Annotated in this window: 18 protein-coding genes; 8 read left to right on the forward strand and 10 right to left on the reverse strand. The window is 55.8% G+C overall.

Annotation, left to right across the window (positions count from 1 at the left end):
• The first annotated feature begins 11 nt into the window (after nucleotides 1-11).
• Genes BUA44_RS08915 through BUA44_RS08940 form a run of 6 tightly spaced genes read left to right on the forward strand, consistent with a single transcriptional unit; the run spans nucleotide 12 to nucleotide 6,756 of the window.
• Complete coding sequence (locus BUA44_RS08915) at nucleotides 12-1,385, forward strand: M20/M25/M40 family metallo-hydrolase (RefSeq protein WP_072810983.1); 1,374 nt, start codon at nucleotides 12-14, stop codon at nucleotides 1,383-1,385.
• A gap of 39 nt (nucleotides 1,386-1,424) precedes the next feature.
• Nucleotides 1,425-2,114, forward strand: coding sequence for an SIR2 family NAD-dependent protein deacylase (locus BUA44_RS08920; RefSeq protein ID WP_072810985.1), 690 nt, complete (start codon nucleotides 1,425-1,427; stop codon nucleotides 2,112-2,114).
• Between the two features lie 37 nt (nucleotides 2,115-2,151).
• Nucleotides 2,152-3,192 carry an aminofutalosine synthase MqnE gene (gene mqnE, locus BUA44_RS08925; RefSeq protein WP_072810987.1) on the forward strand — a complete coding sequence of 347 codons (1,041 nt, stop codon included), beginning with the start codon at nucleotides 2,152-2,154 and terminating at the stop codon, nucleotides 3,190-3,192.
• Nucleotides 3,193-3,235: 43 nt separating this feature from the next.
• Entirely contained in the window at nucleotides 3,236-4,894 is a 1,659-nt protein-coding gene (locus BUA44_RS08930) for an NfeD family protein (protein ID WP_255370503.1), read from the forward strand.
• A 43-nt stretch (nucleotides 4,895-4,937) separates the two neighbouring features.
• Nucleotides 4,938-5,909 carry a flotillin-like protein FloA gene (floA, locus tag BUA44_RS08935; protein ID WP_072810990.1) on the forward strand — a complete coding sequence of 324 codons (972 nt, stop codon included), beginning with the start codon at nucleotides 4,938-4,940 and terminating at the stop codon, nucleotides 5,907-5,909.
• A gap of 16 nt (nucleotides 5,910-5,925) precedes the next feature.
• The gene (locus BUA44_RS08940) at nucleotides 5,926-6,756 is read left to right on the forward strand and encodes a hypothetical protein (protein ID WP_072810993.1); all 831 of its coding nucleotides are present in this window, start codon (nucleotides 5,926-5,928) and stop codon (nucleotides 6,754-6,756) included.
• A gap of 23 nt (nucleotides 6,757-6,779) precedes the next feature.
• Here BUA44_RS08940 and BUA44_RS08945 read toward each other — a convergent pair whose 3' ends face one another.
• Nucleotides 6,780-7,493: a porin family protein gene (locus BUA44_RS08945; protein ID WP_072810995.1), complete on the reverse strand. Its 714-nt coding sequence runs from the start codon at nucleotides 7,491-7,493 to the stop codon at nucleotides 6,780-6,782.
• Nucleotides 7,494-7,588: 95 nt separating this feature from the next.
• On the opposite strand from BUA44_RS08945, the gene BUA44_RS08950 reads away from it, so the two are divergent.
• Entirely contained in the window at nucleotides 7,589-8,035 is a 447-nt protein-coding gene (locus tag BUA44_RS08950) for a hypothetical protein (protein ID WP_072810998.1), read from the forward strand.
• A gap of 31 nt (nucleotides 8,036-8,066) precedes the next feature.
• On the opposite strand, the gene BUA44_RS08955 is transcribed toward BUA44_RS08950, so the two are convergent.
• From BUA44_RS08955 to BUA44_RS08965, 3 genes are read right to left on the reverse strand one after another with little or no spacing between them, the layout of a single operon-like run.
• Nucleotides 8,067-8,861 carry an amino acid ABC transporter ATP-binding protein gene (locus tag BUA44_RS08955; RefSeq protein WP_072811000.1) on the reverse strand — a complete coding sequence of 265 codons (795 nt, stop codon included), beginning with the start codon at nucleotides 8,859-8,861 and terminating at the stop codon, nucleotides 8,067-8,069.
• 8 nt (nucleotides 8,862-8,869) lie between these two features.
• Nucleotides 8,870-9,529, reverse strand: coding sequence for an amino acid ABC transporter permease (locus BUA44_RS08960; protein WP_072811003.1), 660 nt, complete (start codon nucleotides 9,527-9,529; stop codon nucleotides 8,870-8,872).
• Between the two features lie 18 nt (nucleotides 9,530-9,547).
• Nucleotides 9,548-10,339 carry an amino acid ABC transporter substrate-binding protein gene (locus tag BUA44_RS08965; RefSeq protein WP_072811067.1) on the reverse strand — a complete coding sequence of 264 codons (792 nt, stop codon included), beginning with the start codon at nucleotides 10,337-10,339 and terminating at the stop codon, nucleotides 9,548-9,550.
• Between the two features lie 196 nt (nucleotides 10,340-10,535).
• Here BUA44_RS08965 and BUA44_RS08970 point away from each other — a divergent pair, with 196 nt between their 5' ends.
• On the forward strand, nucleotides 10,536-10,754 hold the full coding sequence (locus tag BUA44_RS08970) for a hypothetical protein (RefSeq protein ID WP_072811069.1): 219 nt from the start codon (nucleotides 10,536-10,538) through the stop codon (nucleotides 10,752-10,754).
• Nucleotides 10,755-10,949: 195 nt separating this feature from the next.
• Here BUA44_RS08970 and BUA44_RS08975 read toward each other — a convergent pair whose 3' ends face one another.
• The 6 genes from BUA44_RS08975 to BUA44_RS09000 form a co-directional block, all read right to left on the reverse strand.
• On the reverse strand, nucleotides 10,950-11,726 hold the full coding sequence (locus tag BUA44_RS08975; protein WP_072811006.1) for a succinate dehydrogenase/fumarate reductase iron-sulfur subunit: 777 nt from the start codon (nucleotides 11,724-11,726) through the stop codon (nucleotides 10,950-10,952).
• The gene (locus BUA44_RS08980; protein WP_072811009.1) at nucleotides 11,726-13,639 is read right to left on the reverse strand and encodes a fumarate reductase/succinate dehydrogenase flavoprotein subunit; all 1,914 of its coding nucleotides are present in this window, start codon (nucleotides 13,637-13,639) and stop codon (nucleotides 11,726-11,728) included. The genes BUA44_RS08975 and BUA44_RS08980 overlap by 1 nt, the downstream gene beginning before the upstream one ends.
• A 17-nt stretch (nucleotides 13,640-13,656) precedes the next feature.
• A complete protein-coding gene (locus BUA44_RS08985; RefSeq protein ID WP_072811011.1) occupies nucleotides 13,657-14,499 on the reverse strand; it encodes a succinate dehydrogenase cytochrome b subunit in 843 nt (280 codons plus the stop codon).
• 36 nt (nucleotides 14,500-14,535) lie between these two features.
• A complete protein-coding gene (gene ndk, locus BUA44_RS08990; RefSeq protein WP_072811014.1) occupies nucleotides 14,536-14,988 on the reverse strand; it encodes a nucleoside-diphosphate kinase in 453 nt (150 codons plus the stop codon).
• Nucleotides 14,989-15,132: 144 nt separating this feature from the next.
• The gene (locus BUA44_RS08995; protein WP_072811017.1) at nucleotides 15,133-17,160 is read right to left on the reverse strand and encodes a peptidyl-prolyl cis-trans isomerase; all 2,028 of its coding nucleotides are present in this window, start codon (nucleotides 17,158-17,160) and stop codon (nucleotides 15,133-15,135) included.
• A 121-nt stretch (nucleotides 17,161-17,281) separates the two neighbouring features.
• Nucleotides 17,282-18,703, reverse strand: coding sequence for a hypothetical protein (locus BUA44_RS09000; RefSeq protein WP_072811018.1), 1,422 nt, complete (start codon nucleotides 18,701-18,703; stop codon nucleotides 17,282-17,284).
• Nucleotides 18,704-18,781 lie beyond the last annotated feature (78 nt).

Genomic DNA, 18,781 nt, shown 5'->3' on the forward strand with positions numbered 1-18,781 from the left:
AGGTAACAAAAGTGCTTTTGAACGTAGAAAAGACTACTCATGCAAATTTCGACGGCTATATCGAGGCCCTCAAGCGCCTTGTGCGCATTCCATCCATCAGTTTTGACAACTTTGACCAAAAATTCGTGCAACAGAGCGCGGAAGCCGTAAAGGCGATGTTCGAGGAGGCGGGGCTCAAGAATGTGCAGTTCTTGCTGCCGCCAAGCGGGAGGGCGACCGTATATGCGGAGAGCCTCACGAGCCCCGACAAACCCACGGTTTTACTCTACGCGCACCACGACGTGCAACCCACCATGCGTGAGGCGCTGTGGAACAGCGCTCCGTTCGAGCCCGAGATTCGCGGCGACCGCATCTACGGGCGCGGCACCGCCGACGACAAGGCGGGCATAATCACGCACCTTGCGGCATTCAAGCAGGTACGCGAAATGCTCGGCGACAAGGGACCGAACCTCAAGTTCATTATCGAGGGCGAAGAAGAATCCGGAAGCGCGGGCTTCGCAGAAATATTGCGCGAGCACGCGAAACTCCTGAAGTGCGACGCGGTGATTGTGGCCGACCTCGGGAACTTCGCGAAGGGGACACCCTCCATCACAACGACACTCCGCGGGATGAGCGCGGTGAACATCACCCTCCGCAGCACCAAGACGCCGCTCCATTCCGGCAGCTGGTCAGGCCCGATTCCCGACCCCGCGCAGGCACTCTGCCGCATGATAGCATCGCTGACCGACGAGCGCGGGAACATCGCCATCCCGCATTTCGAGGACGGCCTCGTACCGCCTACGCCCGAGGAACTGGAATCGTACCGCAGTCTCGGCTACAGCGAAAAGACGTTCCGCAGCGAGAGCGGCGTTTTGGACAAAGTAAGCCTCACCGTCCCCGAAGGGGAAATTCTCGAATCGCTCTGGCGCAGGCCATCCATCGTAGTGACCGCGATGGAGTCGGGCAACCGATCGAGCGCGGGAAACGTGCTCCAGGACTGCGCCTACGCCCGCATCGGAATCAGGCTTGCGCCCGGCATGAACGCGGACCGCTGTTCACAAATGCTCATGGACTTTTTGAAGGCTCAGGTCCCGAACGGGCTCGAATTTACCGCCGAAATCGAGGACGGAGCAAACCCGTTCGTCACCGACACGCAGCACCCCTTCTTCAAGAAGATGAGCGAAGCAATGGCGCAAGCCTACAAGAACGATACCAAGTTCATCGGCTGCGGGGCAAGCATCCCGGGTGCAGAACTCTTCCGCAAGACCTTCGGCGACATTCCCATACTGCTCACCGGCCTCGAGGACCCCGAATGTGCGGCCCACGGCGAGAACGAGAGCCTTTACCTGCCCGATTTCGAGGCAGGCATTGTCGCCGAGACGCTGTTCTTTATGTCGCTCGCATAGGGCGACCCCATTTTTTTAGAATTTGCTATATTGAAAAACATGGAAAAGAAACTGGTTGTACTGACGGGCGCAGGAATTAGCGCAGAATCCGGACTCCGCACCTTCCGCGGAAACGACGGGATGTGGGAACACGAGAATATCGAGGACGTCTGCACGCCCGGCGCTTTGCGTCGTGACCCGAAGCGCGTCATGGACTTCTACAACTTCTTGCGCAAGGGGCTCCCCGAACACAAGCCGAACGCAGCCCACATTGCCCTCGCCGAACTCGAAAAGCGCCTGGGCGACCGTTTTCTGCTGGTGACCCAGAACGTAGACGACCTTCACGAACGTGCGGGCAGCAAGCGCGTTTTGCACATGCACGGCGACCTGATGAAACTCCGCTGCATGAACCACCCCGACCACGAATTCATGTTCAAGGGTGAAGAAACGCTCGAGACCAAGTGCCCGTTCTGCGGCGCAGGTACTCGCCCCGATATCGTGTTCTTCGAGGAAGTCCCGCTCTACATGGAAATGATCCAGGACGCGCTGCGTGAATGCGACGAGTTCGTGTACATTGGCACGAGCAGCGTCGTGTACCCCGCCGCCGGTTTCAAGAACTTTGCCAAGCGTTTTGGCGCGAAAGTGACATGCCTTAACCTCGAAATTCCCGCACACGACCCGGATACCGACGTATTCGTGCAGGGCAAGGCAACCGAAATCGTACCCAAGTGGTGCGAAGAGTTTAAGTAATACGTGTGGCCAACGCGCGATAAATAGTTTGTATAAAATGCCGCGACTTAGCGAATCCGAAGCTTTAGACCTGTTTTTAAATGCGCAGCTCGACGAACTCTGCGCACGCGCAAACACCGAGAAGGAACGCCTGCACGGGAAATCCGTGTACTGGGTAAACAACCGCCAGATCAACTACACCAACGTGTGCGTACTGCACTGCAAGTTCTGCGCCTTCTCGAAAATCAAGAAGGATAGCCCTACCGCATACGACTGGGACTACGGCACCATCCGGAACAAGGCCGCAGAAGCGATTGCCGGAGGCGCGCGGGAACTGCACATCGTAGGCGGGCTCCACCCGGACCATCCCTTCGATTACTACATCGAGATGTTGCGCAAACTGCGCGTTGAATTCCCGAAAGTGAACCTGAAGGCTTTTACCGCGGTAGAGATTTGCCACTTCGCGAAAATCTCGGGCCAGACGCCCCTGCAAATCATGACCACGCTCAAGGAAGCGGGCCTGGATGCCCTCCCCGGCGGAGGCGCGGAAATACTCGTGCAGAGCGTGCGCGACCAGATTTGCCCCGGCAAGGAAACCGGCGAGGAATGGCTCGACGTGCACCGCGCCGCACACAGGATTGGCATCCCGACAAATGCCACCATGCTGTTTGGGCACATTGAGAAGCCCGAGGACCGCATCGCCCACATGCGCATGCTGCGCGACCTGCAGGACGAAGCACCCGGATTCTTCGCGTTCATCCCGCTCGTGTATCACCCGGAACACAATGCGCTGCACAAGATTGTCCCGAACATCACAAGCGAAGAAGACATTTTGCGCACGGTCGCCGTCGCAAGGCTCTTTTTGGACAACTTCCCGCATATCAAGGCCTACTGGATACAGATGGGCATAGAGACCGCGATGAAAGCGCTACACGCCGGAGCCTCCGACCTGGACGGCACGATTATCGAGGAAAAAATCACGCACGCCGCCGGAGCCACCGTCCCCGTGGGCATGAGCCCCGAGCGCATGAAGTCGCTTATTGCAGGCGAAGGCCTTACCCCGGTCGAGCGCGATGCATTGTACGAACGATTCTCCTAACGAGAATTGTTCTTTTGGCAATTCTTTTTTATACATTATGGACATGAAGATGTTATCTAGAATTTTATCCGCACTCCTGCTGTTTGTTGCATTCTCCTTCGCCAACACAGCGCAGGATTCCTCCGTCAGTCGTTTCGACAAGCTCAACGACCTTACCGCCACAGGCGACTCCGCCGTCACGACAGTCGACGCCAACAAAACCGCAGCAACCGACGTTTCCGGTGCCGTGGATTCTATCGGTCGCTCTGCTCCCTCCAGAATGACAGCCAATAAGAAGCGCGCCGTCTGGATTAAGCTCGAAGGCGACGTGGAACCCTCCATGTACGATTTCTGCGCACGCGCCATCGCCGACGCCCTCAAGGAAAACCCGGACTACATCGTATTCGAAATCAATACCTTCGGCGGCAGGCTCGATGCCGCCTTCGACCTGGTCGATACCATCATGGCGGTCAAGGGTCCCGAGACCATCGCCCTCGTGAAGAAGAAGGCCATCAGCGCGGGCAGCCTCATCGCTCTCGCCTGCAAAAAGCTCTACATGCTCGAAGCCACGACCATCGGTGACTGCGCGCCCATTGTGCAGGGCGGCGACGGCACCCCGCAAATCGTCGGCGAAAAAATACAGTCCCCGCTCCGCGCAAAGTTCAGGAACCTCGCCCAGCGCAACGGCTACCCCGAACTGCTGAGTTCCGCATTCGTAACTCCGGAACTCGAAGTGCTTGAACTCACCGCCAAGCTCGACAAGGGCAAGAAGACGGAACGCGACACAACGCTCATCATCGAAGGCCAGAAATACGCTGTCCTCGACAGCGCCGACAAGAAGTTCTGGGGCGCCCCGAAGATTCTCGTAAAGAAGGGCGAACTCCTGACCATGACTGACAAGGAAGCCGAGGAACTCGGATTTTCGAAGGGCACGTTCAAGGACCGTAACGAATTCGAGACGACGCTTGCCATCGAGAAGGCCAGTGAAGTCGAGACCACGCTCGGCGAAGACATCGCCGCCGCCATCGCCGCCATTTCGGGCATATTGCTCATCATCGGATTCGGTGCGCTCTACATCGAATTCAAGACCCCGGGCTTCGGGCTCTTCGGTATCATCGGCATCATCCTCATCGGCATCGTATTCCTCGGGCAGTTCGCCCCGCAGCTCGACGGCTACATACCAGCCATCCTGCTCGTCGCGGGTGTAATCCTCTTCCTTGTGGAAATATTCGTGATGCCCGGAACATTCCTGTTCGGCATCGGCGGCATCATCTGCATGATAATTGCGCTTGCGATGTCGTTCTCGCCCGCAGAACTTCCGGAATACGTCCCCGACGCTGTCGAGACGACGTTCGATGCGACCCCATGGCTACTGGGATTGCTCTACATGCTGTGCTGTGCGGGCGTCGCGCTCGTGTTCCCGATTGCCGCGAGCAAGTACCTGATTCCGCTTTTGCCTGAAGGCTGGACGCCCATGCTCAAGACGGACCTGGAAACCGCCGCCTCCCCCACGGAATCCGTGCAGGAAGTGCATGTGGGCGACATCGGTACAGCAAAGACGTTCCTGCGCCCCGTGGGCCAAGCCAGCTTTACCATGCCCGACGGCAGCACCAAGCTCTTTGACGTGCAGACCCACGGCGAAATCATCGAGGCGAACACCCGCGTGAAGGTCGAATCCGTGCAGGAAGGCCATATCTGGGTCGTTCTGGACGAGAACGCCTAAAAATTTTAGTAGAATTTGAAAAAAATAACACCGGAGACAAACAATGGATACACTCCTTATCGTTGGAATCATCATCGCGGCGATTGCCGTCATCATCCTCCTCGCCTTTATCGGCAAGTTCTTCAGCCTCTGGCTCCAGGCCTTGTTCTCCAGGGCGAACGTGAGCATTTTCCAGCTCATCGGTATGCGTCTGCGTAAGGTGCCCCCGCAGGTGATTGTTGAAGCCCGAATCCTCAGCTGCAAGGCCGGCCTCCCGGTCGATACGAACCTGCTCGAAGCCCACTACCTTAGCCGCGGTAACGTGCTCCGCGTGATTCAGGCCCTGATTGCCGCCAACAAGGCAAACATCAAGCTCGACTTCAAGGAAGCCGCAGCCATCGACCTCGCCGGCCGTAACGTGCTCGAAGCCGTGCAGATGTCCGTGAACCCGAAGGTCATCACGACCCCGAAGGTTTCCGCCGTTGCCCTCGACGGTATCCAGCTGCACGCCATTACCCGTATTACCGTGCGCGCCAGCATCCAGAAGCTCGTCGGTGGTGCCGGCGAAGAAACGGTTATCGCCCGCGTTGGCGAAGGCATCGTGTCTTCCATCGGTTCTGCGGTAAGCCACAAGGAAGTGCTTGAGAACCCGAACATGATTTCCAAGAAGGTGCTCGCCTCTGGCCTCGATGCCGGAACCGCATTCGAAATTCTCTCCATCGACATCGCCGACGTGGACGTGGGCCAGAACATCGGCGCTATCCTCGAAACTGACCGTGCCGAAGCCGACAAGAAGATTGCACAGGCAAAGGCAGAAGAACGCCGCGCCATGGCTTTCGCCGCCGAACAGGAAATGAAGGCCAAGGTGATGGAAATGAAGGCGAAACTCGTGGAAGCCGAAGCCCAAATCCCGATGGCCATGGCAACCGCACTCCGCGACGGCAAGCTCGGCGTGATGGACTACTACAACCTGAAGAACATCGAAGCCGACACCCAGATGAGGAAGGAAATCGGCAACGCTCCCGAGGCCAAGTAAGCAACCGTAGGGCAATATGGAAACCCTAATATTCCTAGCCATCGCAGCCGTCATCGCGATTATCGAGAACAAGGTCAAGAAGGCCAGGGAGCAGAAGCAACTGCCGCCCTCCAGACCCAGCGATTACGATAACGAATATGCGGAAGATTCTGAGGAAGAAGCGCAGGAGCAGCAAGTTCAGCCCCCGCGTTCCCTGCAGGATCTTATCCAGCAGTTCGAGAATGCCCAGCGGGAAGCCGCACAGGGCAATATCGAACCGCCCACTCCCCCCGTGCAAAGGCATCGCGACCCGAACATGCCGGTGACATTCCGCGATATTGCAGAAGCGGTCATCGAAATGGACGTTGTCGATGCAGAATTCCTGATGGAAGAATTCAACCTGAGCGAAGGCGATGCAATCTCTGCGTTAAACGACCTGCAGAAATACCGCATCATCGGGCGCGACATGGAAGACGGCGAACACGACGTGCTCGTGCACGACATGGACGAACTGGACAACCTGCTTTCGCACGAAAGGCACGTGACGCCGCAGCAAAATGCGGAAGAACCCACCAGATTGCAGGATTCTGCCGCAGACGCCGAAACGGAACAGGCGCGCCAACAGGAACTGGAACGCCAGCGCAAGCTGAACAGCCTTGAAGGCCGTGCAAAATCTGCAAGGGAAAGTGCCGCTGCATTTACCGCCACGGAAACCTCAAGCGACACAGAAGACGGAACCGCTCCGAAGCCGCGCCGTGCCCCGCTCGTTTCCACAAGGAGCCTTGCCGACGTGCGCAAGGGATTCATCTGGGCGAAGGTGCTGGACGAGCCGCGCTTCAAGCGCCGCTGGAGCACACAGTACAGGTAACCACGGCAAACGCCTGGTGACGCCTACAGGAAATAGCCCGTAAAACTAAATTGTAGGCTCCATAGTTTCATGGGGGACGCTTCTCGGTAAGCGGCCCCCTTTGTCATTTCGACAATTCCCTCCTTTTCGATGCGGGTCATGTCCATGACAAAGCGCATTCCAAGGAAACAATCCCAGCCGATATTAAATCCACCACCGACAACAAGAGACCAGCCGAACGGCTCCACGTCGAAGTCAAAGGATTCATCACCATCATCTTCGATTGAAGCGATATCACCATCAACATTCAGGTTAAACTGGGTGCCAGCCTCAAGATAGAACTTTGATATCGGTACGACCCGAACCAAGACCGGGAATGCAAATCTATACACATACAACCCGAAATTCATCTGGTCACCATAGGGGTCTTCGGGCGGGATGCCATAAACATCTTCGTCCAGCCGGAACCAGGCCATACTAAATTCCGCCTCGCCTACAAACCCGACAAAGCCGTTCAGCCGATACATGTACGAAGCGCCGATTGCAATTTCCATTCCCCCAAAATTACCCAACGCAGCCTCCCCGACACCGTCTTTTGCCAAGCCGAACGTGCCTCTTACCGGAGCGTTATCCCACACATAGTCAATCCCGAAGGCAAAACGCCCGCCCAAATAATGCGATTTGTCTTGAGCAGCACCTTCTGCGAAGGCGAATGATGCAAACAGCAGCGCAAAAATGCAAATTCGAACGGCTTTCATATCTTCTCCTGCTTTAAATATAAACTATTTTCGATAAGACTCATCTTTTTTTCTGTATTTATTGTATTTTTCCCATAGAGATCGAGGAAAGTGTCATGAGAAAGCTACTCAGGAAAATCAGCGTTTTCGCGTGTTCCATATTCTGGGGGAATGGCGCAAGAAGCGGCAATCCGTTCAGGTTTATCCGCAAGTACTGGGCGCAGCTGCTCCTTTCTTCCATTGCCATACAGACCATCGCCTGCGCATACGGCGGTGAAGACCCCTATGACTATTCCGACGACTGCGACCCGGTATTCGACACAGAGAAATTCACGAACGAAGGCTATACCGACTGCGAAAAGCAAATCGTAGAACAGGCACTAATCGCAAAGGACCTGCAGGACAACCTGGGCAAGCGCGAAGATGCCACCATAGAAGCCTGGAACGAGGTGCGCCAGAAAATCAGCGAGATTACCGAGACCTGCGACATGAACCACCTCTATATGGAAGGTTCATTCACATCCCTTTACTGTTCAGACGGCAGAGTCCTTATTCCTAAGTAAAATTCGCGTGGGCACCTGACGGTGCAAAAAATCAAGCCTTCGTGAATCTGCTCAGGAACTGAGCCAGGCGCTCGTTGCCCGATTTGCGGAACACGTGGTCGGGGGTTCCCTGCTCCACGATGATCCCACCGTCCATGAAGATGACCTTGTCAGCCACATCGCGGGCAAAAGCCATCTCGTGGGTCACGATGACCATGGTCATCTTGTCTTCGGCAAGTTTCTTGATAATCTTGAGCACTTCGCCGGTCAGTTCCGGGTCCAGCGCAGAGGTGGGTTCGTCAAAGAAAAGAATCTTCGGGTTCATCGCGAGAGCGCGGGCAATGGACACGCGCTGCTGCTGGCCACCGCTGAGTTCACAGGGATAAGAGTTTTCCTTGCCCTCGAGGCCCATACGCTTGAGCAGGAACCGCCCCATAGCGCGGGCATCCTTGCGTTCGTCCCCCAGCACGCGCACCGGAGCGAGGCAGATATTCTGAAGCACCGTCAAGTGCGGGAACAAGTTGAAGTTCTGGAACACGAGCCCCGTAGAAAGTCGAATATCGCGGAGCGTTTTCGCCGGCGCATACTTGACTGCCGGGCCCTTCGCCGAATCATTCGGCACCACCATGTCCTTGCCGTCGACCTGCACCAGGCCGCCGTCAACCGTTTCGAGTTGTGTAAGGCAACGCAACAGCGTACTCTTGCCGGAACCGCTGGGCCCGATAATCGAGAGTACCTCGCCCGCCTTCAAGTCAAACGAGATATCCTTGAGCACATGCAAGTCGCCAAAGGACTTCTTGACGTGTTCTACCTTGAGGATTGGCGCAGATTCATTCACGTTTTCCATTCCACGCCTCACTTATAGTAATTGAGCTTGCGTTCCACGTAGGCGAAAAGCACGCTCAGCAAAAGGTTCGCCACATAGTAGAATACACCCGCCACGAACAGCGGGTAAATGCTCGCATAGGCGGCCTGCTGTTTCTTGGCCAACGCAAAAAGTTCCGTCACCGCAATCACCTGCGCAAGGGAAGTGTCCTTCACCAGCGTGATGACTTCGTTGGCGCTCGCGGGCACCACGCGCTTTACCACCTGCGGGAGGATGATGCGGAAGAACGTCTGCGTGCGGGTCATGCCCAGCATGTAGGCCGCCTCGTACTGCCCCTTGGGTATGGACTGGATGCCCCCGCGGAAAATCTCGGCAAAGTACGCCGCATAGTTTATCGAAAACGCCACAATCACCGCCGGGAAGCGGTCAAAGGAAAAATCCACGCCCGCATATTCGCTCAGGTAGTAGGAGCCGAAATAAATCGCCACAATCTGGAGGAGTAGCGGAGTGCCGCGCATCACCGAGATGTAGAACGACACCGGGTAACGCACCACGCGCCACTTGCTCATCTTGAGGACCGCAATGAGCAGGCCCAGCGGAATCGAGAACAGGAGCGTAAACCCGAAAATGGCGAGCGTCGTGCAGAAGCCGCCCCAAAGGATAGGAAGCAAATTGCTCAGGTCAGACATGGAACCGCGCGCCGGCCGTTACTTGCCGAACCACTTGGCAGAGATTTCGTCGAACTTGCCGTCGGCCTTCATGGCGGCCAAGGTAGAATTCACGGCATCACGCAGGGCCTGGTCCTTCTTGCGGAAACCCACGGCATAGACTTCGTCGGAGAGGCCTTCCTCGAGCACCGTGTAGTCCTTCCCATTCGTCACAATCCAGTACTTGGCCACGATTTCGTCCAGGAACACAGCATCCACGCCGCCCTTGTCCAAATCCATGAGCGCCGTCTGGTTGTCGTCAAACGGAACGATTTCCTTGGCGGCCTTGCCCGCTTCGGAGGCATCCAGGAGCTTCTGGGCGGTAGAGCCGTTCTGCACGGCAATCTTCTTGCCGGCGAGGGCAGCGAGATTTGCAAGAGCCTTGTCCTTCACCGTGAAAATCATGCGGTTCTTGAGATACGGATCGCTCAGGTTCATCGCCTTCGCGCGGGCACTGTCCACGCTCATGCCGTTCCAGATGCAGTCAATCTTGCCGGTGTTCAGTTCCTGTTCCTTCGCGTCCCAAGAAATCGGCTGCGTCTTGAGCTTCACGCCCAGGCGCGCACAAACTTCGGTGGCGAGGTCAATATCGAAACCCACGATGTTGTTGTCCTTGTCGCGGAAACCCATCGGCGGAAAAGAATCGTCGAGGCCGAGCACAAACACGCCCGCCGCCTTCACCTTGTTCAGGGATTCATCGGCCTGAGTCTTGGATTCCGCCTTCTGGTCGTTGCAGGCAGAAAGAACCGCGGCACATGCAACCGCCGCAAACATCGCTAAAAGCTTTTTCATCTTGAAGTCCTCTTTTTGATTTACAAGAGAAATATAGAAAAAGGGCCGCATTCTAGTGAATACGGATAATCAAGCAGCCCTTTTATTTAACGCCTGAATGATTCGCTTTTTATTTTTTTTCACCAAAACAGGAGTTTCAAGGCGAATTGGGTTGGCATATCAATTTTGAATAATGTATATTATGAGGGAGGTTTATATGGAAGTTCTGAACCCGACACAGCTACATCTTCTAAAGATGTTCTCTTTCGCCAAGGATTCTGAGTCTTTGGAAGAAATTCGTGTTGCCCTGATGGATGTCTTTGCCAAGAGGGTTGAAAAAGACATGGACGATCTTTGGGATTCCGGCAAATGGGACAATAAAAAGAACGAAGCTGTCTTATGCGAACACTTGCGAACTCCCTATAAAGCAGTATGAGAATTGTTCTCAACAGCAATAAGCAGAATCGTTATACTACGCAAAAAGGGCCGCATCGCTGCGGTCCTTTTTATAATGTTGGTCTGGATCCTTCGACTCCGAGGCTACGCCTCTTCGCTCAGGATGACATGCTCAAAGGCCTGAAGCCCCACACCTCAAAGGGAGCGAAGCGACCGACCTCATACCTCACACCTCTTAATCCTTTCCGTACACCTTTTCGGCGTAGGTCACGGTTGCGCCGAGGTATTCGCGGTTCATCTTGGCGATGTAATCCACGGTGATACCCTTCGGGCAGGCGGCCTGGCATTCGTAAAGGTTCGTGCAGTTGCCGAAGCCTTCCTTGTCCATCTGGGCGACCATGGCGAGCACGCGCTTCTTCGCCTCGACCTTGCCCTGCGGCAAGAAGCTGAGGTGAGAAACCTTGGCAGATACGAAGAGCATTGCGGATGCGTTCTTACAGGCGGCCACGCAGGCACCGCAACCGATACAGGCGGCAGCGTCGAAGGCGCGGTCGGCATCAGCCTTGGGAACCGGAATCGTGGATGCTTCAGGAGCGGCACCGGTGTTGACGGAAACGAAACCGCCGGCAGCGATGATGCGGTCGAATGCGGTACGGTCCACGGCGCAGTCACGGATAACCGGGAATGCGGCGGCGCGCCACGGTTCGATCACGATGGTGTCGCCATCCTTGAACTTGCGCATGTGAAGCTGGCAAGTGGTGGTCGCATGGTCAGGGCCGTGCGGCATACCGTTGATGACGAGGGAGCACATACCACAGATACCTTCGCGGCAGTCGTGGTCGAAGGCGAAGCCTTCCTTGCCCTGCTTCATCTGTTCTTCGTTCACGATGTCGAGCATTTCCAAGAAGGACATGTCCGGAGAAACATCGTTGATCTTGACAGTTTCGAACTGTCCCTTGGTCTTGGCATCCTTCTGACGCCAAATCTTCAAAGTCAAATTCAGTCCGCTCATTATTTGTAGCTCCTAGTAGCGAGGTGGACGTTATCAAAGGTAAGAGGTTCCTTGGAAAGTTCCGGTGCGACACCGTCGCCCTTGTATTCCCAGGCACCCACGTAGCAGAAGTTCTCGTCGTCGCGCTTGGCTTCGCCTTCCGGAGTCTGGCTTTCTTCGCGGAAGTGGCCGCCGCAAGATTCCTTGCGGTGCAGGGCGTCGAGAGTGAGGACTTCGGCGAATTCGAGGAAGTCTGCCACGCGGCCGGCACGTTCGAGGTTCTGGTTGAAGGAACCTTCGGAGCCGAGCACGTTGACGTTTTCCCAGAATTCGGCACGGAGGGCCGGAATCTTCTCGAGGGCGGTCTTCAGGCCGGCTTCGTTACGGGCCATGCCCACGTATTCCCACATGATATTACCGAGTTCACGATGGATATCGTTGACCGTGCGGTGACCCTTGATGGAGAGGAGCTTGTGGATGCGTTCTTCGGTCTGCTTCTTGCAGTCTTCGAACGCGGCATCGGATTCGGAAACCTTCTCGAGCTTGGTGCCCGCGAAGTAACCGCCGATGGTGAACGGAATGACGAAGTAACCGTCGGAGAGGCCCTGCATAAGAGCAGAAGCGCCGAGGCGGTTTGCACCGTGGTCGGAGAAGTTGGCTTCACCGAGAACGAAGCAGCCCGGAATCGTGGACATCAGATCGTAGTCCACCCAGAGGCCGCCCATGGTGTAGTGGATGGCCGGGAAGATACGCATCGGGACCTTGTACGGGTCTTCGTCGGTAATCTTTTCGTACATCTGGAAGAGGTTGCCGTACTTGGCAGACACGCCTGCAACGCCCATACGCTGGATAGCGTCGGCGAAGTCGAGGTACACGGCCTGCTTGGTGGAACCCACGCCGAGACCTGCGTCGCAAACCTGCTTGGCGTTACGGGAAGCCACGTCACGCGGAACGAGGTTACCGAAGCTCGGGTACTTTTCTTCGAGGTAGTAGTAACGGTCTTCTTCAGGGATCTGGTCCGGGCTGCGGGTGTCGCCCGCCTTGCGCGGAACCCAAATACGGCCGTCGTTACGGAGAGATTCGCTCATCAAGGTGAGCTTCGACTGCAGGTCGCCGTGGCGAGGAATGCAAGTCGGGTGAATCTGCGTGTAGCAGGGGTTAGCGAACAGGGCGCCGCGCTTGTAGGCACGGAAAGCAGCCGTCACGTTGGAACCCTGGGCGTTGGTAGAAAGGTAGTAGACGTTACCGTAACCACCGGTGCAGAGGCACACAGCGTCACCCACGTGGCTTTCGAGTTCGCCAGTGATAAGGTTACGGACGATGATACCGCGAGCCTTGCCGTCGATCACGACGAGGTCCATCATTTCGCGGCGGGGGAACATCTCCACCTTACCGGCGGCAACCTGGCGCATGAGAGCCTGGTAGGCACCGAGCAAGAGCTGCTGACCCGTCTGACCGCGGGCGTAGAACGTACGGGAAACCTGCGTACCGCCGAAGGAGCGGTTGTCGAGGAGGCCGCCGTATTCACGACCGAACGGAACACCCTGGGCGACGCACTGGTCGATGATGAGGTTCGAGTTTTCGGCCAAGCGGTGCACGTTGGCTTCGCGAGCGCGGAAGTCACCGCCCTTCACGGTATCGTAGAACAGACGGTAAACGGAGTCGCCGTCGTTCTTGTAGTTCTTGGCAGCGTTGATACCACCCTGGGCAGCAATGGAGTGTGCGCGACGGGGGCTATCCTGGATGCAGAAAGACTTTACGTTGTAACCAAGTTCGGCGAGGGATGCAGCGGCAGAAGCACCGGCAAGGCCAGTACCAACCACGATCACCGTGAACTTACGCTTGTTGGCGGGGTTCACGAGCTTGAGTTCGAACTTGTGCTTGGTCCACTTTTCTTCGATGGAACCACCGGGGATTTTAGAATCAAGAATCATTAGTGGGCTCCTTAAAATTAAGCGTTAAAAGAAACTTCGACGGTGCCGACAGAAGGAATCACGAAAGAAGTCTTGGCGGCTTCCTTGGCCTTCTGCTGTTCATACTGCTGCTGGAGTTCATGAGACTTGGTGCGCAGGGCTTCCGTTTCGGGCTGGTTAGCGAGGTAGAAGGCGGCGATAGCGGTGATACCGAAACCGGCAGCAACGACAACACTGTAGATGATGCCGCAGACATCGATAATCGGGGTCCACTTCTGGTGTGCGATACCCATGGTCTGGAACGCAGAAGAAATGGCGTGGAACAGGTGCATGCCGATAACGAACATGCTGATCACGTAGAACACAGCCCAGAAGGGGTTGGCGAACATGTCGATAGTGGTGAGCCACATGTCGCGGACGATTTCGCCCTTGTCGTTCAGGTACAGGTAGTGTTCGCCGAACTTGAGCATCATGAGGTGCTGGATGAGGAAGCCGAGGATGAAGAGGCCGGACCAGATCATGGTGAAGGTCGCGAAAGTCTTCTTGCCCTTGCGAGCGTTGACTTCGTAGTCGATTCCACCGCGAGCCTTCTTGTTCTCGATCTTCAGCGTAACCGCGAGGAAGATATGGAGAGCGAAGCAAGCCACCAGGCCGAGTTCGACGAGATAGATCATCTTAATCGGGAAGTGGAGCGGATTGAACCCGGTCAGGAACTCGGTGTAGGCATTGTAAGACGCCTGGGCCGAAGCCTGGTCAAAGTTCAGGAGTTGGAAGTTACCACACATGTGGCCGAAGATGAACAGGGCGAGTGCCGCACCCGTGCATCCCATGATCTGCTTCTTACCGATGGAGGAGGTAAGATACTTGATGATCCATTGCATTGAGTTGTGTCTCCTTGAGGGGTTTTTGTTTTAAACTTAGAGGACGCAGCAAGCCTTGAGGTTCGGCATTTCGTAAGCGTAGCGTTCGTCTTCCTTGAACCAGAAGTCCAGTTCGCGCTTGGCGGATTCAGGACTGTCGGAGCTGTGCACGACGTTTTCGGTCATGGAAGGGGCAAAATCGTAGCGGAGGGTACCGGGTTCCGCCTTGGCCGGATTGGTTGCACCGTTGATAGCGCGAACCTTGGCAATGGCATTTTCGCCGCCGAGGGCGAGCATCACGGACGGGCCCTTGGTCATGTAGGCTTCGAGTTCCGGGAAGAACGGCTTTTCCACGTGTTCGGCGTAGAAACCGCGAGCATCGGCAGAGGTCATCTGGTGCATCTTCACGGCGCAGACGGAGAGGCCTGCAGCGATGTAACGGTCGATAATGCGCCCAATGAGGCCGGACTTGACGGCGTTGGGCTTGATCATTGCAAATGTCATTTCCATAGTAGGTACCTTTTGTTTTAAGATGTGGGAAATATAGATATAATTCGGATTTCGGAATTCAGATTTCAGAATTATAAACGTCATTGCGGACGCAGCCGAAGTAATTCACTCCGAATTCCGAATTCCGAATTCTGAATTCAGAATTTACTCCTCAGATTCAATCTTCTTCATCAGGTCTTCGGCGAGTTTTCCGCCGGACTTGATGTTCTCGATAAGCCAGTTCACGTCCTTCCCCATTTCGCTGTTGGGGTACTTGGCCTGGAATTCCTCCAGGACCTGCAGGGCGAGCGTATCCTTGTGCAAGTTCTCGTTCAAGATGAACCCGCGGCTGAACATGGCCTTCTCGGCATCCGGGCTATCGGGCCACATCTTGTAGAACACGTTGTATTCCGCCTCGGAGAAGGAATACTGTTCCGCCTCGGACTGAATCTGGGCAATCTGGAGCGTAGCCTTCGCAAACAGCGTGTCGTTATCGGGATAGAAGTCGCGGACCTTCTTCCACTGCTCGACGGCGGCTTCGTAACTGCGGGCCTTGTAGAGGGAATCGGCCGTAGCCTGCATGGCAGCAGCACCGGCGGCAGGCTGCTCGACCGAAACGCCTTCCTTGAACACCTTCACCTTCGCGTTGGCCCAGATTTCGGCCTCTACGCGTTCCTTGCGCGCCTTGCGGAGCACGCCGATGCGGTTCGAGAACACCTGCTTGCGGGTTTCGTCCATCGTGCGCTTCGCATTGATGACGTAGTTGAAGTAGTAGTCGCGCTTCAGCACGTTCTCGGGGAAGCGGATGTAGTCAACCAGGTCGGTCTTCGATTCCTCGTACGATAGCCTCGGGCGCACCGGGTTGCCGTTCTTTTCGAAATACGCCTTGAGGGAATCCTCGGGCAAAGCGTTCTTGGCCTGCGCCATCTCGTCGTAGTGCGAAATGATGTAGTTGTCGCGGGTCTGGCGCACCAGCGCGCGGTATTCCCAGGAGGAATCCAGGCCAATCGCACGAGCCTCGTCGGCAAAGGACGCGCATTCCGCAAGGCTACGGATAATACGTTCGCGCATATTGTTCGTCTTCGGCATGCCGGGTTCTTCTTCGAATATCTGCAGGATTTGCTTCTCGGTAACAAGCGGGGCGCCGTTCTTCGAGATAAGCACGTAATCCGGAGGGAGCTCCAGGTATCCCGCCCCCAGCATGTGGTTTTCCACGTCAGCCTTCGCGCGGTCGTAGGGCTTGACCTCCGGCGGAATTTCACGAACAAGATAGAACACATGACGGCCGGGAGTGCGGGTCGAACCCAGCACCGGCGACAGCGTACCTTCGGGCTTGCCCGTAAACGCTTCGGCAAGGCCGTTGATAATCCCAATCCCGTACGGGAGGGCGTAGCCTTCCTTCACCACGCCCACGTAGCCGCCATTTGCGGCGGTTTCCTTGTTTAGGCTCTTCTTTGCGGCAATCGCCTTGAACTTCTCGAGGTCCACGGGCTTCTTGAACAGCTTGGCAAGCGCGGCGGAATCTTCCATCTGCACGTGATAGACTTCAAATGCAGGTGCAGTCTTGAATTCTTCCTTGTGCTTCTCGTAGTAGCCCTGCGGGTCGGGCGGCACAATCTTCTCGACCTTAACCGGGAACTTCTCCTTCACCGTCTTGATGGTATTGCGCACCATCTCCTGCTTGAAGCCGCCGATAAACGCCGCGGTGTCGCCACCCGATTCCTTGAGCTTTTCGGCCTCGCGTTCGAGCAGCAGGCGATCGGCCACCTTCCCGCGCACATCGATAAACTCGACCTTGCCCGTAGAATCGGCAAAATCGGCCTTATGCGCATCGAAGAACGCCTTCAGGTCGGCATCGGAATACGTGAGCTTTTCCATGGAATAGAAGCGCTGGTACACGAGCGTGAGCAGGCGGTCATCCATGTTCTTGGAATAGGATTCCCAGTTTTTCCCGAGTTCGGGGTATTCCTGCAGGGCCTTAGAAACAACGGCAGACCTCGTGAGCACGCCCTTTACAATGTTGTCGTAATCGGCACGCCCGGTAGCGGAAGTCATTACCGCAAAATCAATATCTGTATTATAGACGGTCTCGTTATCTACCTGGGCAAACTTGCCCTCACCAGAACCGAAACCGTTGCACCCTACAAGGGCAAGGCCACAAAGGGCACCCAGAACAAGAATCTTTCTATTCATCAAATCCTCTTGGATATTTTGTCCCCGTAAATATAAACAATTCATAAAAATCAGACCCACGCCGAACAGAAAAGGCCACCCCGAAGGGCGGCCCGAGAGCATTCACAAAGGAATTTTTACGTTAAATCCTGAAATCGAGACCCACGCCAAAACCACGGCTGTCGCGGTTGTACACGTCTATCCCGTATTCCACCTGCTCGTCGTAATCCTGGTAGAGCGTGTGGAAGTAGCTCAGGTTCATGCGCATCCAGTCCGTAATGCGGTAGGCAAGCCCGAACCCGAAACTCGTCGAGGAAATATTGATGTTCATGTCACTGATGTAGCCATCCTTGATGCCGAAGCGGGTCACCTGCACACCACCGCTTATGGTGAAGCGCGTAAGGAAGTCCACTTCCACACCGTAGAGGAACTCGTTCGTATCGTCCACGTAGTCCTCGAGATCGCCGCTGAAATCGGCCTTGCTGTCAAACCAGTGGTGGTACCCGAAGGCAAGGCGCAGGTTATCGAGCAGGGAATAGTTTATACCGATTGCAAGGAACGAAGGAATGTCGTTGTGGTCTTTTTTGCCGTCATTAAACTGTTCGAGCGGGGTATCGTTCTTCTTGGTGTCGTTTTCCATCTCGATGGAGGTGTTGTACTCGAACTTTGCACCCAAAGTAAGTCGTTTGTACTTAAAACCGAGACCGACAATCGGGGTAATGCCAAAGCCCGTCTGGTCCAGTTCCAAGTCCATCGTCATCTTGTCGTCAAGAGTCTCGAACGTGCCCGCGAGCGTCGCGTACTGCACCTTTTCTTCTTGAGTCTTGGCGCTTTCCGCAAGTGTCGCGAATGTTTCTGCAAGCGTGGACGCCTCCACCATCTTGCCCTCGGGATTAACGCCCGGGATAACGGAATTCAGCCGGAGGTTTGCGACCGAGCCGTCGTAGCTGTTCATCGCATAGTTGAAGCGTGCACCCGCATACACCGAGAACATCTTGTTGAACTCGTAGGCGGCACCGAGAGTCGCGCCAAAGATGTACGAGCTCGCCTCGAGCGAAACATCGATGGAGCTGTTCGTGGTCATAAGCCCCTTCTCGGCGAGTGCCGCCTCCATCTGCTTGAGCGGGGCGTAAGTAAGTGCGTAGAAGCTCGGGATACCGTCATCGAAGTTCACTCTGCCGCCACCGCCAATAACGCCCATGTGGCCCGAAAGCGCAAAGTTGCCGTGGTGCCAGGTCACCAGCACGCTCGGAAGCGAAGGCACGAACGCCTTGCCCTTGAAGTTCGTGCCGTCCTTGAATATCGGGGACTTCTCGACAGTCGTCTCGCGGCTCTGCCAGAACGTCTGGTTGTTTGCCGAAATGTACAGGCCGTCTTCCATAAACGCCGTACCCGAGGGGTTCGCGTACGGGGCATCCACGTCGGTGCTCGCGTCGCGGGCCACGCTGCGCTGGAAAAGCACGGACTGGTTGGTGTTGGTGTTCAGGCCGCCCGCAACGGACAAAGTATTCAGCGTTGCGATGGCCAACAGGCATACGGTCGATTTCGCCTTGTCGAGCCTCATGAGTTTCCTTCCCTGGATAGGAGAAAATGTTTTGGACGGCGCATAACTTAGCAATCAGGCCAAAAAATCCGACTACAA

Source organism: Fibrobacter sp. UWR3 (genome assembly GCF_900143055.1).
Classification (GTDB): domain Bacteria; phylum Fibrobacterota; class Fibrobacteria; order Fibrobacterales; family Fibrobacteraceae; genus Fibrobacter.

Excerpts from the sequence above, each read along its gene's own strand:
- BUA44_RS08940 (WP_072810993.1), top strand. The coding sequence starts at position 5,926 with ATGGAAACCCTAATATTCCTAGCCATCGCAGCCGTCATCGCGATTATC.
- BUA44_RS08985 (WP_072811011.1), bottom strand. The coding sequence starts at position 14,499 with ATGCAATGGATCATCAAGTATCTTACCTCCTCCATCGGTAAGAAGCAG.
- BUA44_RS08930 (WP_255370503.1), top strand. The coding sequence starts at position 3,236 with ATGAAGATGTTATCTAGAATTTTATCCGCACTCCTGCTGTTTGTTGCA.
- mqnE (WP_072810987.1), top strand. The coding sequence starts at position 2,152 with ATGCCGCGACTTAGCGAATCCGAAGCTTTAGACCTGTTTTTAAATGCG.
- BUA44_RS09000 (WP_072811018.1), bottom strand. The coding sequence starts at position 18,703 with ATGAGGCTCGACAAGGCGAAATCGACCGTATGCCTGTTGGCCATCGCA.
- ndk (WP_072811014.1), bottom strand. The coding sequence starts at position 14,988 with ATGGAAATGACATTTGCAATGATCAAGCCCAACGCCGTCAAGTCCGGC.
- BUA44_RS08920 (WP_072810985.1), top strand. The coding sequence starts at position 1,425 with ATGGAAAAGAAACTGGTTGTACTGACGGGCGCAGGAATTAGCGCAGAA.
- BUA44_RS08975 (WP_072811006.1), bottom strand. The coding sequence starts at position 11,726 with ATGAGCGGACTGAATTTGACTTTGAAGATTTGGCGTCAGAAGGATGCC.
- BUA44_RS08980 (WP_072811009.1), bottom strand. The coding sequence starts at position 13,639 with ATGATTCTTGATTCTAAAATCCCCGGTGGTTCCATCGAAGAAAAGTGG.
- floA (WP_072810990.1), top strand. The coding sequence starts at position 4,938 with ATGGATACACTCCTTATCGTTGGAATCATCATCGCGGCGATTGCCGTC.
- BUA44_RS08965 (WP_072811067.1), bottom strand. The coding sequence starts at position 10,339 with ATGAAAAAGCTTTTAGCGATGTTTGCGGCGGTTGCATGTGCCGCGGTT.
- BUA44_RS08955 (WP_072811000.1), bottom strand. The coding sequence starts at position 8,861 with ATGGAAAACGTGAATGAATCTGCGCCAATCCTCAAGGTAGAACACGTC.
- BUA44_RS08995 (WP_072811017.1), bottom strand. The coding sequence starts at position 17,160 with ATGAATAGAAAGATTCTTGTTCTGGGTGCCCTTTGTGGCCTTGCCCTT.
- BUA44_RS08950 (WP_072810998.1), top strand. The coding sequence starts at position 7,589 with ATGAGAAAGCTACTCAGGAAAATCAGCGTTTTCGCGTGTTCCATATTC.
- BUA44_RS08970 (WP_072811069.1), top strand. The coding sequence starts at position 10,536 with ATGGAAGTTCTGAACCCGACACAGCTACATCTTCTAAAGATGTTCTCT.
- BUA44_RS08945 (WP_072810995.1), bottom strand. The coding sequence starts at position 7,493 with ATGAAAGCCGTTCGAATTTGCATTTTTGCGCTGCTGTTTGCATCATTC.
- BUA44_RS08960 (WP_072811003.1), bottom strand. The coding sequence starts at position 9,529 with ATGTCTGACCTGAGCAATTTGCTTCCTATCCTTTGGGGCGGCTTCTGC.